Origin of the sequence: Thermosynechococcus sp. TG215 (assembly GCF_031583455.1) — a bacterium.
Classification (GTDB): domain Bacteria; phylum Cyanobacteriota; class Cyanobacteriia; order Thermosynechococcales; family Thermosynechococcaceae; genus Thermosynechococcus.
Map to the genome: position 1 here is coordinate 2,431,255 of NZ_CP134178.1, position 17,522 is coordinate 2,448,776.

Annotated in this window: 12 protein-coding genes; 10 read left to right on the forward strand and 2 right to left on the reverse strand. The window is 55.1% G+C overall.

Translation table 11 applies throughout. From position 1 onward, the window contains the following. Positions 1–84 precede the first annotated feature (84 nt). From RHJ02_RS11905 to RHJ02_RS11945, 9 genes are all read left to right on the forward strand, one after another. A complete protein-coding gene (locus RHJ02_RS11905; RefSeq protein WP_310800579.1) occupies positions 85–2,550 on the forward strand; it encodes an ATP-binding cassette domain-containing protein in 2,466 nt (821 codons plus the stop codon). A gap of 160 nt (positions 2,551–2,710) precedes the next feature. Beyond that, positions 2,711–4,897 (forward strand): amylo-alpha-1,6-glucosidase, encoded by a 2,187-nt coding sequence (locus RHJ02_RS11910; protein ID WP_206200341.1) that lies wholly within the window; start codon positions 2,711–2,713, stop codon positions 4,895–4,897. A 78-nt stretch (positions 4,898–4,975) separates the two neighbouring features. Next, the gene (locus RHJ02_RS11915) at positions 4,976–7,693 is read left to right on the forward strand and encodes a bifunctional acetate--CoA ligase family protein/GNAT family N-acetyltransferase (RefSeq protein WP_310800259.1); all 2,718 of its coding nucleotides are present in this window, start codon (positions 4,976–4,978) and stop codon (positions 7,691–7,693) included. 61 nt (positions 7,694–7,754) lie between these two features. Next, a complete protein-coding gene (locus tag RHJ02_RS11920; RefSeq protein WP_206200343.1) occupies positions 7,755–8,891 on the forward strand; it encodes a 5-(carboxyamino)imidazole ribonucleotide synthase in 1,137 nt (378 codons plus the stop codon). A 12-nt stretch (positions 8,892–8,903) separates the two neighbouring features. Further along, positions 8,904–10,439 (forward strand): hypothetical protein, encoded by a 1,536-nt coding sequence (locus RHJ02_RS11925; RefSeq protein WP_310800260.1) that lies wholly within the window; start codon positions 8,904–8,906, stop codon positions 10,437–10,439. A 1-nt stretch (position 10,440) separates the two neighbouring features. Continuing rightward, positions 10,441–10,734: a DUF2103 domain-containing protein gene (locus RHJ02_RS11930; RefSeq protein ID WP_302678392.1), complete on the forward strand. Its 294-nt coding sequence runs from the start codon at positions 10,441–10,443 to the stop codon at positions 10,732–10,734. Positions 10,735–10,737: 3 nt separating this feature from the next. Continuing rightward, entirely contained in the window at positions 10,738–11,745 is a 1,008-nt protein-coding gene (locus RHJ02_RS11935; RefSeq protein ID WP_302677438.1) for an ABC transporter permease, read from the forward strand. A gap of 133 nt (positions 11,746–11,878) precedes the next feature. Further along, the gene (locus RHJ02_RS11940) at positions 11,879–12,241 is read left to right on the forward strand and encodes a single-stranded DNA-binding protein (RefSeq protein WP_206200347.1); all 363 of its coding nucleotides are present in this window, start codon (positions 11,879–11,881) and stop codon (positions 12,239–12,241) included. Between the two features lie 54 nt (positions 12,242–12,295). Beyond that, positions 12,296–14,530 carry a transglycosylase domain-containing protein gene (locus tag RHJ02_RS11945; RefSeq protein ID WP_310800261.1) on the forward strand — a complete coding sequence of 745 codons (2,235 nt, stop codon included), beginning with the start codon at positions 12,296–12,298 and terminating at the stop codon, positions 14,528–14,530. Here RHJ02_RS11945 and RHJ02_RS11950 read toward each other — a convergent pair. Both RHJ02_RS11950 and RHJ02_RS11955 read right to left on the reverse strand, forming a co-directional pair. Next, a complete protein-coding gene (locus RHJ02_RS11950) occupies positions 14,527–15,597 on the reverse strand; it encodes an ABC transporter ATP-binding protein (protein WP_206200349.1) in 1,071 nt (356 codons plus the stop codon). The two genes, RHJ02_RS11945 and RHJ02_RS11950, sit on opposite strands and share 4 nt — an antisense overlap. Before the next feature lie 267 nt (positions 15,598–15,864). After that, positions 15,865–16,332: a DUF4079 domain-containing protein gene (locus RHJ02_RS11955; protein ID WP_310800262.1), complete on the reverse strand. Its 468-nt coding sequence runs from the start codon at positions 16,330–16,332 to the stop codon at positions 15,865–15,867. Positions 16,333–16,583: 251 nt separating this feature from the next. Here RHJ02_RS11955 and RHJ02_RS11960 point away from each other — a divergent pair, with 251 nt between their 5' ends. Next, positions 16,584–17,519, forward strand: coding sequence for a DUF1517 domain-containing protein (locus tag RHJ02_RS11960; RefSeq protein ID WP_310453637.1), 936 nt, complete (start codon positions 16,584–16,586; stop codon positions 17,517–17,519). Positions 17,520–17,522 lie beyond the last annotated feature (3 nt).

Sequence of the window (17,522 nt, forward strand, 5' to 3'; positions counted from 1 at the left end):
TTTGTGTGTCACGAGGACAGGGTGTCTGCCAAACTAGGCAAGATATTAGTTAGAGTTTTGAACACCTTGAACAGGCAGATAGTGATGCGATCGCCCCCCCCAAAAACGGTTGTTGATCTCCCCACCGTCACCCTCACCCTCGAAAGTCAGGGGAAAATGTTGACCTATTCCCTGACCCAACCGGAGCATCGCCTTGGACGCGATTACCAATGGGCGGATTTAGTAGTGCCCGATGAGCCACTCTGGTCAGTGATTTCCAACCGCCATGCCGTTTTTAAGCAACAGGGGGCAACCTACTACCTTTGGGATGGAGATGGCCATCAACGCCGCAGCACCAATGGCACGTTCTACCACCAACGCCGCATCGGCATTGAAGAGGGCTTTGCCCTTGGGGAAACCCTACGTCTAGAGATTGGCCAAAACCCCAGAAATAAGGTGCAACTACTGGTGCAGATCCAGTCTTTGGGAGCGGCGAGTCCACCTCCTTTGCCCCAGCAGCGCCGCCTTGTCCTCAAAGCCCTCAAGGAATGGCCGCTGACTTTAGGGCGCGAAACCAGCAACAGCTATCAGCATTGGCAATTGGCTGCCCCCACGGTCTCCCTACGCCATGCCAGTATTGATCGCACGGGTGCGGGTCTCTATATTTTGCGAGATTTGGGCAGTACCAATGGCACCTATGTCAATGATCAATTGCTGAGGGAACCCTACACGCTGCGCAATGGCGATCAAATTCGCATTGGCCCCTTTGTCCTGCTCTACCGCCACGAGACCTTGGAGATTACGGATCAGGGCAGCCACATTCGCATTGATGCTTGGGGATTGGAACGATGGGTGAAAACGGCTGCCGGCGATCGCTCCCTCTTGCAAGAGGTCTCCTTTGTGGCGGAGCCGACGCAGCTTGTGGGTATTGTCGGTGGCAGTGGTACGGGGAAATCCACCCTCTTGAAAGTGTTGATGGGGCTGGCTCCCCTTCAGGCAGGACAGGTGCTACTCAATGGTCTCGATCTGCATCGCAATCTTGCCACCTACCGTCACCAAATTGGTTATGTACCCCAAGATGATATTGTCCACGCCCGCCTCACGGTCGCCGAAGTCCTGAACTATGCGGCGCAACTGCGCTTACCAGCGGATACCGATGCCCAAAACCGCAAAGCCGCCATTCAGCGAGTTCTTGAACAGGTGCAGTTAACGGGAACTGAAGATCAACTGGTGGCGAGTCTCAGTGGCGGTCAGCGCAAGCGGGTGAGTATTGCCGTTGAGCTATTGGCCAACCCCAAGCTCTTTTTCCTTGACGAACCCACCTCGGGTCTGGATCCGGGGCTAGACTTTTTGTTGATGCAGTTGCTGCGGCAATTGGCAGATGAAGAACGCACGATTGTCTTGGTGACCCATGCTACGAGTCATGTGCATTTGTGCGATCGCCTGCTGGTTCTAGGCTCGGGTGGGCGTCTTTGCTATTTTGGCTCTAGCGATCGCGCTTGTGAATTCTTTAGCGCTGATCGCCCCCTGAATTCCGTGGCTGAAATCTATGCCCTCTTGACTCCCGAAAATAGTGCCGAATGGAGTCAAAAATTTCGCCAATCCACGGACTATCAACGCTACCTTGCCAGCCACCTCAGCATGGGGCACCACTATGAGAGCACCAGTGTTTTGGGGGGCGAAAACCGTGCCAGTGCCGAATCCCCTCCCCAACAGCCAGCACCCCCTCACCTCTATCAATGGCGGGTGTTGTGTCAACGCCAGTGGCAACTCCTGTGGCGCGATCGCCTCAGCCTTGTCTTGAATCTGATCAGCGTCCCCATTGCCCTGCTGCTCACCCGCTTTGCTATTGATCGCTCCCCCTTTGTCCCCCAAGATCCCCCCGGCCTGCTGCAAGCGGCTCAAGCCCTGCGCATTCTCTTTGTCTTTACCTGTGCCTGTCTTTGGGTGGGACTCTCCGGCTGGGCGCAAGCTTTGATTACAGAGGTGGCCATCTACCGCCGCGAACGTCTTGCCAATCTCAGTCTCTGGGCTTACATGGCAGCCAAACTCACCCTTGGTAAGGGGATGGCTTTGGTACAAACACTGCTCATTACCCTTGTGGCACTGTTGGCCTTTGGTCTGCCGCAGGGTACCCTCCTCCCTTGGCCGGTGGGGTTTGGCATCACCACCTTCCTGACCCTAGTGGCCAGTCTCTGTTTAGGATTACTAGTCTCTGCTGCTGTGAATAACAGTGATCAAGCCAGCAAGATTTTACCGCCATTGCTCCTGCCGCAAATTATTTTTGCCGGTGTCCTCTTTAAGCTCACGGGCGTTGCGACTGTCCTCTCTTGGCTGACGATTGGCCGTTGGACAATGGGTGCCTATGGTGCCTTGATTGACGTGAATGGCATGGTACCGCCGCCCCTCGATTTTGGCCTTTTTGAACCACCGCCTCAGCCCTTTGATCCAACACCTGTCTATGCTCCCACTTGGGGTAATCTGCTGCTAAATTGGGGACTGCTGATCCTCCACAGCCTCATTTACACGGGCGTGGCCACCTATTTGCAATGGCGCAAAGCGCCACCTTAAGGCCATCGGGGGTTGATCTTCCAACCAGAGGCAGGGTTCAACCGCATATTGACTCATTACAATTGTGCATATTTACTTATTGCAATTATGGCTGTCCTGCGAGATGATCTAACAAATGACCCAAAATTGTTCCTATTGAACATAGACTGCTGCCGCACCCATGGAGAGCGATGTTGTTTCCCTGTATGGGCGCGATTATATCCCCATTGTCGCCCCGCCCCCGCCGGCTACTAAAATTCGAACTCACCCGAAAACGGTTCCGGTGCTCAAGGACGACGATGTGCTGCTCATTTGTGATGAGTTGGGCAATATCTGTAATGACGAGCAGCAAACGGCTATTACAGGTTTATTTTGTCAGGATACCCGCTTCCTCAGTCAGGCGGAATTGCGCGTGGGGGGCGATCGCCCGATTCTGCTGAGTTTTCATTGTACAGGTAGCCATGCGCTCAAGGTGGTGTGCACCAATCCCAAGCAACCTTCTCTGCCCGCGGAGGCCTTAGCAATTGAACGATTCCTAGTGGTGCGGGGTGCCCTCTTTGAAACGATTCTCATCACCAATCATCAGGCGCAGCCGGCCAGCGTGGAGATTCGTTTAACCTTTGCGGCAGACTTTCAAGATTTATTTGAAATTCGCCAATACGGCGGTGGTCGCCCACAGCGGGGAAAAACGCTGCAACCCGTCAGTTGTGAATTGCGCCACACCAAAGGACGGGCGGATCTGTGCTTTGCCTACCAAGGGCTTGATGGCGCCCTTATGGAAACCCAAGTGCAGTTCTTGGGCACCCCTCCGGATCGTCTTGATGACACCACCGCCCTCTGGCGTCTCAAGCTAGAACCCCAAGGCTACCACAGCATTCACTATTGCATCCGCCCCTTTACCAATGGGGCACCCACAGCCCATGTCCCTGTGCCTTCATCCCTAGCGGCTGCCGATCAAGCGGCTCAACAGGAGCGGCAACAGTGGTGGTCAGACTGCACGGAAATTGTCACCTCAAATCCGCAGTGGAATCGCATCCTACGGCGGGGGATGGCAGATCTCTATATGCTCTTGCAGTCCTTTGGCCATGGCAAGGTGCTGACGGCTGGCATTCCTTGGTTTGCCACCCTGTTTGGCCGTGACTCGATCATCTCAGCCATGCAGACACTGATCCTGAATCCAGCGATCGCCCGTGATACGCTGCGCACCCTTGCCCATTACCAAGGGAAACAGGTCTGTCCTGAGCGCGATGAGCAGCCGGGGAAAATTCTCCATGAACTGCGCTTTGGCGAGATGGCGCGCAACCGCGAGATTCCCCATACCCCCTACTATGGTACGGTGGATGCCACCCCCCTGTGGCTGATGCTCTATGCCGACTACTACGCATGGACGGGCGATCGCACCACGGTCGAGGCGCTCTGGCCCCATGCCCTTGCGGCAATGAACTGGGTGGATCAACAAATGGCCGCCACGGGCTACCTCACCTACGATCGCCAAGCAGCCAAAGGCATTGACAACCAAGGCTGGAAAGATTCTGGCAATTGTATCGTCAACCGTCGCGGTCAACTGGCTCACAGTCCCATTGCCCTCTGTGAAGTTCAAGGCTACGTCTATGCCGCCAAAACCCGTCTGAGTGCCCTTGCTCGAGACTTTGGCTATGGCGAGTGGGGCGATCGCTGGCGGCAGCAAGCAACGGATCTCAAAGCTCGCTTTAACCGCGACTTTTGGCTTGAACCGGAGGGATTTTATGCCCTAGCCCTCGATGGCGAGGGTCGCCCCGTTGATAGCCTCACGTCCAATGCAGGTCAGTGCTTGATGACAGGAATCTGTGACCCCGAAAAAGCCCAACGGGTCGGACAACGTCTGCGGCTGCCGGATCTATTCAATGGTTGGGGCATTCGTACCCTCAGCAGCACCTCCCCTGCCTACAATCCCATTGGCTATCACTTGGGGTCGGTCTGGCCCCACGATACGGGTCTGATTGCCTTGGGGCTGCGCGCCATTGGTGATAGTGACTTTGCCCTGACCTTGGTGGATACCCTTTTTGATATGGCCTGTCGGCAGCCAGATTTGCGCCCACCAGAACTTTTCTGTGGCTTCGATCGCCAGACCTATCCCCAACCGGTGCAATATCCCGTGGCCTGCTCTCCCCAAGCTTGGGCAACGGGCAGTCTGTTTCAATTCATTCAGATCATGGCTTGGCCGCTGGTGGATGTGCCCCAAGGCAAGTTTTTGGTGCATCAGCCCCTGTTGCCCAACAGTATCGAGGAACTCCACCTCCGTAATTTGCGGGTCGGTGACACTCGCTTTCACCTGCGGCTTTGGCGCACGGGCGAGAAGGGCTGTGACTGGGAAGTACAGCCGGCGTAACGAATCGTAACTCGGGACGATCGCCCTCGCTAGAGTAGAGGTGGCTCAGTTCCCAACCTCTGTAACGCAAGCAACAGCATGACCCGAACCACCGCCTACGACATTTGGCGCGCCGGTCATCAACCCCTGCGCCCCCTCTTTGCCCCCAAAAGTGTTGCTGTCATCGGTGCCAGTGAAAAAGAAGGCAGTGTTGGCCGCACCCTTCTCTGGAATCTGATTCAAACCCCCTTTGGCGGAACGGTTTTTCCCGTCAACCCGCGCCGCAGTTCGGTGTTGGGCATCAAGGCCTATGCCCGTGTGACGGCGATCCCCGAAGCGGTTGATCTCGCAGTCATTGCCACCCCTGCGGCTACAGTACCAGCGGTGGTTGCCGAGTGTGCAGCAGCGGGTGTGAAGGGGGCAATTATTGTCTCGGCGGGATTTCGGGAAGTGGGGGCGGCGGGTCTTGCCCTCGAAGAAGAGATTTTAGCCATCGCCCATCAGGCGCGGATGCGCATTATTGGTCCCAATTGTCTGGGAATAATGTGTCCGCCCACGGGGCTGAATGCTACCTTTGCCGCGACAATGGCGCGATCGGGTCATGTCGGCTTTCTCAGTCAAAGTGGCGCCCTGTGCACTTCGATTTTGGACTGGAGTTTGCAGGAGAATGTCGGCTTTAGTGCTTTTGTTTCCATTGGTACGATGCTGGATGTGGGCTGGGGCGACCTCATTTACTACCTAGGCGATGATCCGCAAACCCGCTGCATTGTTATTTACATGGAATCTCTGGGGGATGCGCGATCGTTCCTCTCCGCCGCGCGGGAAGTGGCCTATGTCAAGCCGATTATTGTCATCAAAGCAGGACGTACTGCCGCCGCCGCTCAGGCCGCCGCTTCCCATACCGGGGCATTGATGGGATCCGATGCAGTGGTGGATGCGGCCCTAGAACGCTGTGGGGTGCTGCGGGTGGAAACCATTGAAGATTTGTTTGACATGGCCGAAGTCCTCGACAAGCAATCGCGCCCCAAAGGCCCCCATCTGACGATTCTCACCAATGCCGGTGGACCTGGGGTCTTGGCCACTGATGCCCTGATTCGGGCGGGTGGTAAACTCAGTCCCCTCTCTGGGGATACCCTACAGGCACTGAATCAAGTGCTCCCCCCCGCTTGGAGCCACGGTAACCCCGTGGATATTTTGGGGGATGCCACTGCGGATCGCTATCTCAAAGCTCTGCAATACTGTGAAACTGATGCCAACAGTGATGGCCTACTGGTGGTGCTGACGCCCCAAGCTATGACCGATCCGCTGGCGATCGCCCAAGATCTCGCTACCTATGCCAAAAACCGTCCCAGTGGTGCCAAGCCGATTCTGGCCAGTTGGATGGGGGGCACAACGGTCAAAGGGGGAGAAGCGATTCTCAATCAGGCGGGCATTCCCACCTATGCCTATGCCGATACCGCTGCCCGCATCTTTAGTTATATGTGGCGCTATAGCGATCACTTGCAGGCGCTTTACCAAACCCCCTCGCTGCCCCTAACCACCACCCCCCCGGATCGGAATGCTGTCAGTCAACTCTTTGAGCACGTGCGCAGTGAGGGGCGTACCCTATTAACGGAGTGGGAAGCCAAGGCGGTTCTTGCTGCCTACGGCCTACCGGTGGTGGAAACCTGTATTGCCCGCAGTGAAGCAGAGGCAGTGGCTGCTGCCGATCGCCTAGGGTATCCTGTGGTTCTCAAGCTCTATTCACCCACAATTACCCACAAAACGGATGTCGGGGGTGTTGCCCTCAATCTTCCCGATGCGGCTGCGGTCATTACCGCCTACCAACAGATTGAGAAAAATGTCACCACTGCTGCTGGCGCAGGTCATTTTGCTGGTGTCACCGTGCAGCCGATGATCCCATGGAAGGGGTTTGAACTCATTTTGGGCAGTTCCACCGATGCTCAGTTTGGGCCGGTGATTCTCTTTGGTACGGGGGGACAGTTGGTGGAAGTCCTCGAAGACACCGCGATCGCCCTTCCCCCCCTGAACACCACCTTGGCACGCCGTCTGATTCAGCAAACGAAAATCTCCCGTGCCTTTGCCGGCGTGCGAGGCTGGCCAGCCGTCAACCTTGCCCTATTAGAAGATCTGCTGGTGCGCTTTAGCCTGCTGGTGGTGGAGCAGCCGTGGATTAAGGAAATTGACATCAACCCCCTCTTGGTGGCACCCCCGGATCGCCTGATGGCCTTGGATGCCCGCATTGTGCTCCACAAAGAGGAAAGCACCTTTGTCAAGCCTGCGATTCGTCCCTATCCCACCCAATACGTGAGTCCTTGGCAGTTGCGCGATGGTACCCCAGTGCTGATTCGACCGATTCGGCCAGAGGATGAACCCCTAATGCGGCAGTACCATGCCACCCTCTCGGAGCAGAGTGTCTATTTGCGCTATTTCCACCTGATGAAGTTGTCGCAGCGGGTTGCCCACGATCGCCTAGTGCGCATCTGTTTTGTGGACTACGATCGCGAGATGGCTCTGGTGGTGGAGCATCAAGGCGCCAGTGAACCGCAAATTATTGGTGCGGCTCGCCTCAGTAAGGATCACTTTAGCAATACAGCCGAGTTTTCGATGTTGATTAGCGATCGCTGGCAGCGGCAAGGCCTTGGCACTGAATTACTACACCGCTTGATTCAAATTGGCCGCGATGAGGGGCTAAGTGCCATCCACGCCTATGTTCTCAAGGATAACGAGGGGATGATGCGTATTTGCCGCAAATTGAACTTTGAGTTTGCTGCCGGTGATGATCCCAGCGTTTGGTTTGTGCAGCTGGATCTCTAGGGGGCAATCCAAGGGGCATTGAGATAGGACAATAGTTTCCGTTGAGTCTATTGCGGAAAGAGTGAACAAGGTAACTCAGATCGGTGTTATTGGTGGCGGTCAGTTGGCTTGGATGTTGGGGCTGGCGGCCAAGGAAATGGGACTCTCGCTGTGGGTACAAACGTCTGCGGCAACGGATCCAGCCGTCGCGGTTGCTGCGGGGGTCTGCTATGGGGCGATCGCCGATGTGGCAACGACAGCGCAACTGGCTAAGCAGGTTGATGTGATTACCTTTGAGAATGAGTTTGTCGATCTCGAGGGGTTGCAGCGCCTTGAACAGCAGGGGATTTGTTTTTATCCCCGCCTTGCCTCCTTGGCTCCCCTCTTGAACAAGTACCAGCAGCGCCACTTTTTGCAACAACTGGGGATTCCTGTACCCGCCTTTGGCTATTTGGGCGATCGCCCGCCCAGCATTCCCTGTGTGATTAAAGCCTGTCGCCACGGCTATGACGGCCAAGGCACATTTGTCATCTCCGATGAGCAGGCATGGCAGCAGTTTCAGCAGCGTTGGCCAGAAATTCCGCCCCAAGGGTTTTTGGTGGAAGCCTTTGTGCCCTATGTCAAAGAACTGGCGATCATGGCAGCGCGATCGCCCCAAGGAGACATTGCCCTATACCCCGTGGTGGAAACGCAGCAGGTGGCTGCCATCTGTCGCTGGGTGATTGCCCCTGCCCCGGTTGACCCCCAAGTGAGTGAGCAAATTCAGCAGATTGCCCGCCAAATCCTAACGGCACTTGATGCTGTGGGTATTTTTGGCATTGAGTTTTTCCTCACAGCCACGGGTGAGGTACTCGTGAATGAAATTGCGCCCCGCACCCACAATTCTGGGCATTACACCATTGATGCCTGCGTCACGAGTCAATTTCAGCAGCACTTGCGCGCCATTAGTGGCCAGTCCTTGGGCAGTCCCGCCATGCAGGTACCGGCAGCGGTGATGGTAAATCTCTTGGGCTTAGCCGAACCGCAGGTTGACTATGGGGCAAAATGTCAGGTCTTGGCGGCTCTCCCCCACGCGAACCTTCACTGGTATGGTAAAAGTCAAACCTACGCGGGTCGCAAGTTGGGTCATCTTACAGTGCTGTTGGCAGAACCAGCGGCAGCCCTACCCATGATCCAGCACATTGAAGCCCTCTGGTATAGTACGCCTGTTGCTGTGTGACCGTTCCTGCTAATGCGTTCTCACTCCTTCCCTCAGCCCCTTGATCGCGCTGCTTTGAGTGTGTTCCTTGTGGTGCTGGTGCTGACCCTTTTGCTGTTGTGGGGGGGCGATCGCACCCAGGCCCAAGTGCGGGACTTTACATGGCAAAACCGCGATGTGGGGTCTGACGATCGCGCCTTTATCCTCGCCTTTAATCGGCTGATGGATTGGTCATCGGTGGCGGCGCATCTCAAGATTGAGCCACCCCTTGAGGGCAAGGCCAGTTGGTCGGGTCGTCGTTTTGCCTACACGCTGACACAGCCGATTCCCTACGGTCAAACCTTCAAAGTCTCCCTCGAGGATGCCGTTTCTGTGCCCCAAGGGAAACCAATCAAACCCTTTCAGGGACAGTTTCGCAGTCGCGATCGCGTGCTGGTCTATCTTGGCTCCGGGGTTGAAGAGGGGCGCCTCATCCTCTATAACCTGACGCTGCAACGGAAGATATTCCTTACACCTGCCAATCTACGGGTGTTTGACTTTCAGCCCTATCCTGCTGGCGATCGCATTCTCTTTAGTGCCGGTCAGCGCGGCGAGCAAATGGGTTTTGACCCCCAACTGTACACCGTGACTACCGGGCTATACTTCAATGCCCCTGAAACCCCCCGCCGGCAACCTCGACCCGTGGGCGAAATTTCCCTGATCCTTGACAATAGCGAGTATCAAAACCTGCGCTTTCAGTTGGCCAATGATGGCAGCAAAATCGTGGTTCAGCGGGTAAATCGTCTCCAGCCTGCGGATAGCTCCCTGTGGCTCCTCGATGAAAATTTTCAGCCTCGGCGGCTCAACCAAGCGGCTGCCGGTGATTTTCGCATTGCCCCCGACAACCAGCATTTAATCATTGCCCAAGGGCAGGGGTTAGCGATTGTGCCCCTAGAAGCCGGCAATGGTGAGAGTGACTTTGACTTTTTGCCCCAGTATGGCATGGTGCTGGACTTTAGCCGCGATGGCCGGCAAGTGGCAGCGGTGAAGTTTAACCCCAATTTCTCGCGATCGCTCTATGTGGTGGACATCTTTGGCGAGCATAGGGAACTGCTAACCATCAATGGCTCAATCATTGCCGGCCAATTTGACCCCAAGGGGGAATTTCTCTATGCCATCCTCACCCGCATTGAAGGGGAAGGCTCTTACCGCGAAGTTCCCTATCTTGCCCTCTTTGATCTGAAAACTAAGGAACTGTTCAAGCTCAAAGATTTTGACCCGCAGCAGGAACTCTACCTCAGCTTGGCACCCGATGGCCGTACATTGGCCGTTGACGCTGTTGAGGGACGGGAAATGCCCGATGTGGTGGATAATAGCGATCTGTATAGCGAGACTGCCCCTGTCAACCCCAGTCCCAGTGATCTGGCAGAACTGCCCACTGACCCCCAAGCACCCCCCCCGCCACCGCGTCAACTTTCCCCCCAACAACATCAAATTTGGCTTTTCCCCCTAGAATTAAATCAAGATAAAATTGCTGTTGGGATGCCAGAACCTTTGGCACCCGGCTTGCACGCACGGTGGTTACCCTAACATGGCAGCAGGAACGGGTCGGGTCGTCCTCAATCACTCCACTCACATTGAAGGTCTCATTCCCGTCTTGGAAAAATTGGCCAAGGTGGCAGGCATTAGTACCCTCACGCCCGGTGTCATTGCTCCCGTCAAAGGGAAATCCCCCCATCTGCATCTACGGGTGTCGGTGCCCATCAAAGGTGGGTTTAAGCTGATTGCGCGGCGAGGCAAAACGGTGCAGGAGGTGTTTGTCATTACCCAACTCAGTGAAGCAGAACTCAAGGCTGCTATTGATGCCGTGCTGGCTTCCAAATGATCCATGCTCAAATCCATTGGCCAACGCTTTGAACCCCTTGGGAATGACACCAGCCGCCTTGTTCTCAAACGCTTGGGGGAAGCCCTGATCACGCTGCTGTTGGCCTCGGCGTTAAGTTTTGCCATTATGCAGTTGGCACCGGGCAACTATCTGGACAATCTCAAGGCGGATCCCCAAATTTCTTTGGAACGCCTGCAGGAATTGGAGCGGCAATTTGGTCTTGACAAGTCGCCCGTGGAGCAATACTTGCACTGGCTGTGGCAGATTATTCGCTATGGCAACTTTGGCACTAGTTTTGTCTACCAGCGATCGGTGGCCTCCCTATTGTGGGAGCGGGTACCCGCCACCCTCCTGTTGTCCGTAAGTTCCATTCTGCTCACTTGGGGATTAGCCATTCCCTTAGGTATTTGGGCAGCGGTGACGCAAGATCGTTGGAGCGATCGCCTGCTGCGGGTCATTAGCTACATTGGCCAAGGCTTTCCCAGTTTTATTACGGCTCTGTTGCTCCTGTTTCTGGCGCAAAGTACGCCTTTGTTTCCCGTAGGGGGCATGACCAGTTTGTTTTACGACGACCTCCCTTGGTGGGGCAAAGTTCTGGATATTGCTTGGCACCTGATTTTACCGACTATCGCCCTCACCCTCAGCAGTTTTGCGGGTTTACAACGGTTGATGCGGGGTAATTTACTAGATGTGCTGCGGCAAAACTACATTCAAACGGCACGAGCCAAGGGACTCCCAGAATCGCGGGTGATCTACGTCCATGCCCTACGCAATGCGGTGAACCCCCTCATTACCCTGTTGGGTTTTGAATTTGCCAGCCTCCTCAGTGGTGCTTTTATTGCCGAGTTTTTCTTTAACTGGCCGGGTCTGGGGCGCTTAATTTTACAGGCGGTAACTGCCCAAGATATTTACGTGGTCATGGCCAGCCTGATGATGGGGGCAGTGATGCTGATTATTGGCAACCTCCTTGCAGATTTACTCCTGAAATGGGCTGATCCCCGCATTCGGTAACCCCGCAGAACCCAATTTTTACAAAAATCTATAGAGAGGCAACAGCTGAGCAAGGCGCTGGCTGGGCTTTGAGGCAGTAGCACCAATGGAACCATGTACAATGGGGCAAAGAGCAGTTTGAGGCTAGTCAGCCATGGGTCTAAACGTGGTTCATCTAGTGGGTCGTGTCGGCAGTGATCCCGACGTTCGCTATTTTGAGTCGGGGAGTGTGAAGTGTCGGCTGACCTTAGCCGTGAATCGCCCCACCAAGGAGGATCAGCCCGATTGGTTTAACTTGGAAATTTGGGGAAAAACCGCTCAGGTGGCTGCTGATTATGTGCGCAAAGGAACGCTGTTGGGTATCAAGGGCAGTCTCAAGTTCGATCGCTGGCAAGACCGCAACACGGGGGCCGATCGCTCCTCGCCGGTCATTTTAGTTGACCGAATGGATATTCTCAGTTCCAAGCGGGATACGGATCCCAGTGCCGTGCCAGCGGGCTATGTGCCAGAAATGTAGGGATACAATTAGGTTGCCAGTGCGTCCAATATCATTGTCCCTATAGCTGCTGCCATGCCCAATCCTGCCCGCGATCTTTGGCAGTCCATGACTCAAACCGTCACCCAAGCGGTACAGACGGTACACTCTCGCTTTGATTGGCAACAGGTCTCCCTGCGGGAAAATGCCCGCACGCCCGAACTATGGGTGGAGTTCAAAGGTCAACGCCAAGTCTTTCCCTTGGTGGGCGATCGCTACATTCTTGGCCGCAGTCAGAGCCGCGCCGATATTATTGTCGATGCCGAAATTGTCAGTGGCACCCATGCCCGCCTCAAACGCCTCACCCCCACAGGGGTCTTTCAAATTCAGGATTTGGACTCCACCAATGGCCTCTATCGCCAACGTAAGCGACTGCAAACGGCTGAGCTACACCATGGCGATGTGATCACCCTTGGACCACCGGAGGTGAAAGGCGCCGTTACCCTCCACTTCCACAATCCGCCCCCGCTATGGGTTGCGGTTCTCACCTACAGCATTTGGGGAATTATGGGCATCAGTGCCCTTGGGATTGGCTTGCTGAGTGTGGAAGCCAACAAAGTGGCGGTGCGTCCCCTGCCACCCCTTGAGCAAGGCCCGATTATTCTCCTTGATCGCCAAGGGGAACTGATCAATCCAGTCGAAGATCGCCCCCACCGCGAACTCAAACGGCTCAATGAGTTTTCCCCTTACTTAGTCCATGGGGTCTTGGCCTCTGAGGATGTGCGCTACTACTGGCACTTTGGTGTTGATCCTCTGGGCATGGCGCGAGCGGTAGTTACCAACCTATTAACCCGCCAAACACGCGAAGGAGCAAGTACCCTATCCCAGCAGTTGGCACGTACACTCTTTCGTTCCCATGTGGGGATGGATGAGAGCCTCGGCCGCAAGTGGCGCGAAATGGCGGTTGCCCTCAAGTTGGAATTTTTCTACAGCAAAGATGAGTTGCTCTTGGCCTACCTCAACCGTGTCTATCTGGGTATGGGCAATCGTGGCTTTGAGGATGCGGCGCAATTCTACTTTGATAAGCCTGCCAAAGACTTGACACTCAATGAGGCCGCCACCCTAGTGGGGATTCTGCCGGCACCGAACCGCTTTAACCCGGTGCGCGACTACGATGCGGCGGTGGATTATCGCAATCGGGTCATTTTGCGCATGGTGCAGCAGGGCTACATCAGCAAAGAAGAGGGCGATCGCGCCCGTCGCTCCCGCATTGAAATTAGCCCAAAGGCGCGAGAATGGCTCAGCACCCAGCGCTTTCCCTACTACACCGACCATGTCTATCAAGAACTGGCTCAACTCCTTGGCGATGAACTCGCCCAAGAGGGCAACCTGATTGTGGAGACAGGCCTAGACCCCCGCTGGCAAGAACTGGCCGAAACCAGTCTGCGCAATTTTATCACCAGCACTGGCAGCGCCTATGGGGTTCATCAGGGGGGACTGATTACCCTGCGGCCGAGGGATGGTCTGATTCTTGCCCTCGTGGGTGGCGTGGATTACCAAAAAAGCCAGTTTAACCGTGCCACCCTTGCCCTGCGTCAACCGGGCTCCACATTCAAGGTGTTTGTCTATACCGAAGCCCTCCTGCAAGGCCATAGGGCTGGTGAAACCTTTTCCTGCGCGCCCGTCTTCTGGCAGGGGCAACAGTTCGAGGGCTGCCGTGGGGGGGGTGGTGCCATGGATTTAGCCACCGCCTTAGCCCTTTCGGAAAATCCGATTGCTTTACGTCTTGCCCAAGCCGTTGGTTTGGAGGCCACCATTCGATTGGCCAGAGCAATGGGGATTACGACGCCTCTGCAAGCGGTGCCCGGCCTTGTTCTCGGTCAAAGTGAGACGACCCTCCTTGAAATGAGTGGTGCCTTTGCCGTAATCGCCAATGAAGGACAGCGCATTCCCCCCCATGCCATTGTTTCGGTGCGCGATGGCGGTGATTGTAAAAGTACAAACGACTGGCAGACCTGTCGCCTGATCTATGCCGCGAGTGATGAAAGGCCTCAACGGGTGCTCGATCCAGCGATCGCCAATGAAATGACGCATTTGCTGGCAGCTGTTGTCAGCCGGGGAACGGGTCGTGCCGCTGCCATTGGTCGTCCAGTCGCTGGCAAAACCGGCACTACCAATGATGGTCGCGATCTTTGGTTTATTGGCTATGTGCCCACTGCCGATGTTCTCACCGGAATTTGGCTGGGCAATGATGATAATAGTCCCAGCCAAGGCAGTAGTGGGTTGGCTGCTGCTCTTTGGGGCGAATATATGGGGCGTGCCCTAAATTAGAGTTCCTTGGGAAAGAAACGCACCGCTTGCGCGGCCACTTTCACAGGGGTACCAACGGGTAAATTCACAGCAAGGGGCTGGCGGGCATGGAAATCTTGACCGGAGGGCAGTTGAATGCAGTAGCGATACTCGCGACCAAGGAACTGGCGATCGCGAATCACAAAGCAGCTGGTTGCCGCAGTGTCTGGCTGCAATTGCACATCCTCTTCCCGAATCATCACCTCCCCTTCCCGCTTGGGGAGTGCTTCCGGCAGGGGAAACACGCCAACATCCGTGAGCACTTGAGAACCTTCAGCACAGGCGGGCAAAAAGTTGGCTTGGCTAATAAACCCAGCCACAAATCGCGAGGCCGGGCAGCAATAAATCTCCTCCGGTGTGCCCACCTGTTCAATTTTTCCTTTGCCCATAACGGCTAAGCGATCCGACAGACTCAGGGCTTCCTCCTGATCATGGGTCACAAAAATTGCCGTTGTCCCTGTGCCCTTGAGAATTCGGCGTAACTCTTCCCGCAGTTGCAGCCGCACTTGGGCATCCAGATTACTCAGGGGTTCATCCAGAAGAATCACCGCTGGTTGGGGGGCGATCGCCCGCGCCAAGGCAACTCGTTGCTGTTGGCCACCCGACAATTCATGGGGATAGCGCTTTTTCAGATCCGCCAGCTGCACTAGAGCCAAAACTGCTGCCACCCGCTCCTGAATTTGCTGCTTGCTCAGGCCTTGTTGTTGCAAACCAAAGGCAATATTCTCCGCCACTGTCAAATGGGGAAACAGGGCAAAGTCCTGAAAGACCATGCCCAAAGACCGTTGCTCAGGGGGCACAAAGACATTGGCCGCGGCCACACAGCGATCGCCTACCCTAATTTCCCCGGCATCGGGCGTGTCCAGACCCGCAATTAAGCGCAGTAAGGTTGTCTTGCCACAGCCTGAGGGTCCTAATAGACCCAGAATTTCCCCCTCCTGAACCCAGAGGCTGACATCGCGAATCGCAGCAAAGCGGCCAAAGGATTTATGTAAGTGCTCAACTTGGACGGCTGTTTGAAGCGTTGGCATCAGGGGAAGTGTGGTCATGATCACCCAGAAAGCGAACTGTCTGCAATCAGTAAAGCGAAGGAGCACCCACTGCATTAGGAATTATTTGCAGTACAGCCCTTTTCTGAAATATCGGGTACGTCAGGTAAGTGAAATGCTGACCCACACGTGCTTTCGCAGTGCTAAGCATATTCATCCCTGTGAAAAGGGCTGTAATTAGTGCTCCTCATATTCTGGCACAAAAGTCCTCGCTTGTTGCAGAGATTTTGCAATTGCTACACTCGCTGCCTAGGTTGCCATCCGCATCTAACTAGCATTGAGAATGCGTTGCACAATTTGCAGACCCGTCACCGCCTGCCAACCAAAGAGGATCACCAGAAACAGGTTGAGGGTCATGTGCAGGGCTCGAGCCGTCTCACTGCCCTTTTGCATAAAGGGAACTAAGCTAGCGGAAAGGGCAATCAGAGCCGTCATGGTCAGACCCACAATCAAGTGGGGCCCGACAAAGAGCTTGCCATTATTGATATAGGTCACAGCCATACCGCCAATCGTGCCCATCACCATTAGGGCGAGTAAGATGGCGCCAACTTGGTGGTGTTTGACGTTCACCTTGGCTTGGATCAGCGCTTTCTTTTTCTCGCCACTGAGGGAGCGCAGGCGACGGGTTTGAATCCCTAAATACATGGCATAAAGTGTGAGCGCAAAAAGAATCCACATCAGCACCGGGTGGGCAAAGGTAATCACCGGCTTAAGAGGCTCAGGAATTTCAATCATTGTTTTCGTGAACAGAACTCGGCAGGCAAAGCATTCATCGAAAGTTTGCTTTTCATATCGTAATACAGCCCTTTTCTAAAATATGGCCTACACCAAGGGGGCGCGAGGCTTCCGTAATTTTGACTGCTGCCAGCGTGTTCCATCCCCGCGAAAAGGGCTGTAGGGTTTACCCATCTGTTCTAAAGATGACAAAACGTTAGACTGAGAGCAGGACCTCTCCTTCGGTGTGTCAATCCTTGGGAACACGATTTATGATGAAAACTTTTTGGCAACGTCTCAAATCTGTCACCGCCATTGTGGCAGTGGGGGTATTGATTGCCCATCTTATCCTTGATAGTGGTGCCGCATGGGCCGCCCGCAGTGGTGGACGTGTCGGGGGTGGCTCCTTTAGTCGTCCGGCGCCCACCCGTTCCTACGGTGCCCCCCGCAGTGATTACGGCGGCTATGCTCAGCCCGTTCCAGTCTATGGCGGTGGTTTTGGCTTTCCCTTCCTGATTCCCTTCTTTGGTTTTGGCGGTGGCTTTGGCGGCCTATTCACGATCATTATGATTGGTGTGCTGGCCAATATCTTGATCTCCACCTTCCGCAACTTCCGCAATAGCAGTGATGAGTCAGAAATCTACCAAGACAACCCCGTGGTCTCGCTACATACGCTGCAGGTGGGACTCCTCGCCCAAGCTCGCGAACTCCAAGAGGAACTCAATCAACTAGCCCTCACTGCCGATACCGCAACGCCCGAAGGTCTGACCAAAGTGCTTCAAGAGGCAACCCTTGCCCTGCTGCGCCATCCCCAATACTGGGTCTATGCCCATGCCAGTAGCCAAGAAACCAAGCTGTTGCAAGCAGAAACCGCCTTTAACCAACTGGCACTTGCGGAGCGCAGTAAGCTGAGCGCTGAAACCCTCTCCAACTACCGCCGTGACATTAAGCAAACAGCGATCGCCCCCATTGTCAGCAATGATGTGGGTGAATATATTGTTGTAACTTTGGTGGTGGCTGCCACGGGTCGCTTGAAACTGCCCGCAGTCAATAATGACCTAGAGCTACGGCAAGCGCTGCAACAGTTGGGAGGCATTGGTAGCGATCGCCTACTGGCGGTCGAATTGCTCTGGCAACCCCAAGCGATTGGTGACACCCTCACTGCCGATGAGTTGCTAATGGCCTATCCACAACTGAAGCACCTCTAACCC

Excerpts from the sequence above, each read along its gene's own strand:
- RHJ02_RS11905 (WP_310800579.1), top strand. The coding sequence starts at position 85 with ATGCGATCGCCCCCCCCAAAAACGGTTGTTGATCTCCCCACCGTCACC.
- RHJ02_RS11910 (WP_206200341.1), top strand. The coding sequence starts at position 2,711 with ATGGAGAGCGATGTTGTTTCCCTGTATGGGCGCGATTATATCCCCATT.
- RHJ02_RS11915 (WP_310800259.1), top strand. The coding sequence starts at position 4,976 with ATGACCCGAACCACCGCCTACGACATTTGGCGCGCCGGTCATCAACCC.
- RHJ02_RS11925 (WP_310800260.1), top strand. The coding sequence starts at position 8,904 with ATGCGTTCTCACTCCTTCCCTCAGCCCCTTGATCGCGCTGCTTTGAGT.
- RHJ02_RS11930 (WP_302678392.1), top strand. The coding sequence starts at position 10,441 with ATGGCAGCAGGAACGGGTCGGGTCGTCCTCAATCACTCCACTCACATT.
- RHJ02_RS11935 (WP_302677438.1), top strand. The coding sequence starts at position 10,738 with ATGCTCAAATCCATTGGCCAACGCTTTGAACCCCTTGGGAATGACACC.
- RHJ02_RS11940 (WP_206200347.1), top strand. The coding sequence starts at position 11,879 with ATGGGTCTAAACGTGGTTCATCTAGTGGGTCGTGTCGGCAGTGATCCC.
- RHJ02_RS11945 (WP_310800261.1), top strand. The coding sequence starts at position 12,296 with ATGCCCAATCCTGCCCGCGATCTTTGGCAGTCCATGACTCAAACCGTC.
- RHJ02_RS11950 (WP_206200349.1), bottom strand. The coding sequence starts at position 15,597 with ATGACCACACTTCCCCTGATGCCAACGCTTCAAACAGCCGTCCAAGTT.
- RHJ02_RS11955 (WP_310800262.1), bottom strand. The coding sequence starts at position 16,332 with ATGATTGAAATTCCTGAGCCTCTTAAGCCGGTGATTACCTTTGCCCAC.
- RHJ02_RS11960 (WP_310453637.1), top strand. The coding sequence starts at position 16,584 with ATGATGAAAACTTTTTGGCAACGTCTCAAATCTGTCACCGCCATTGTG.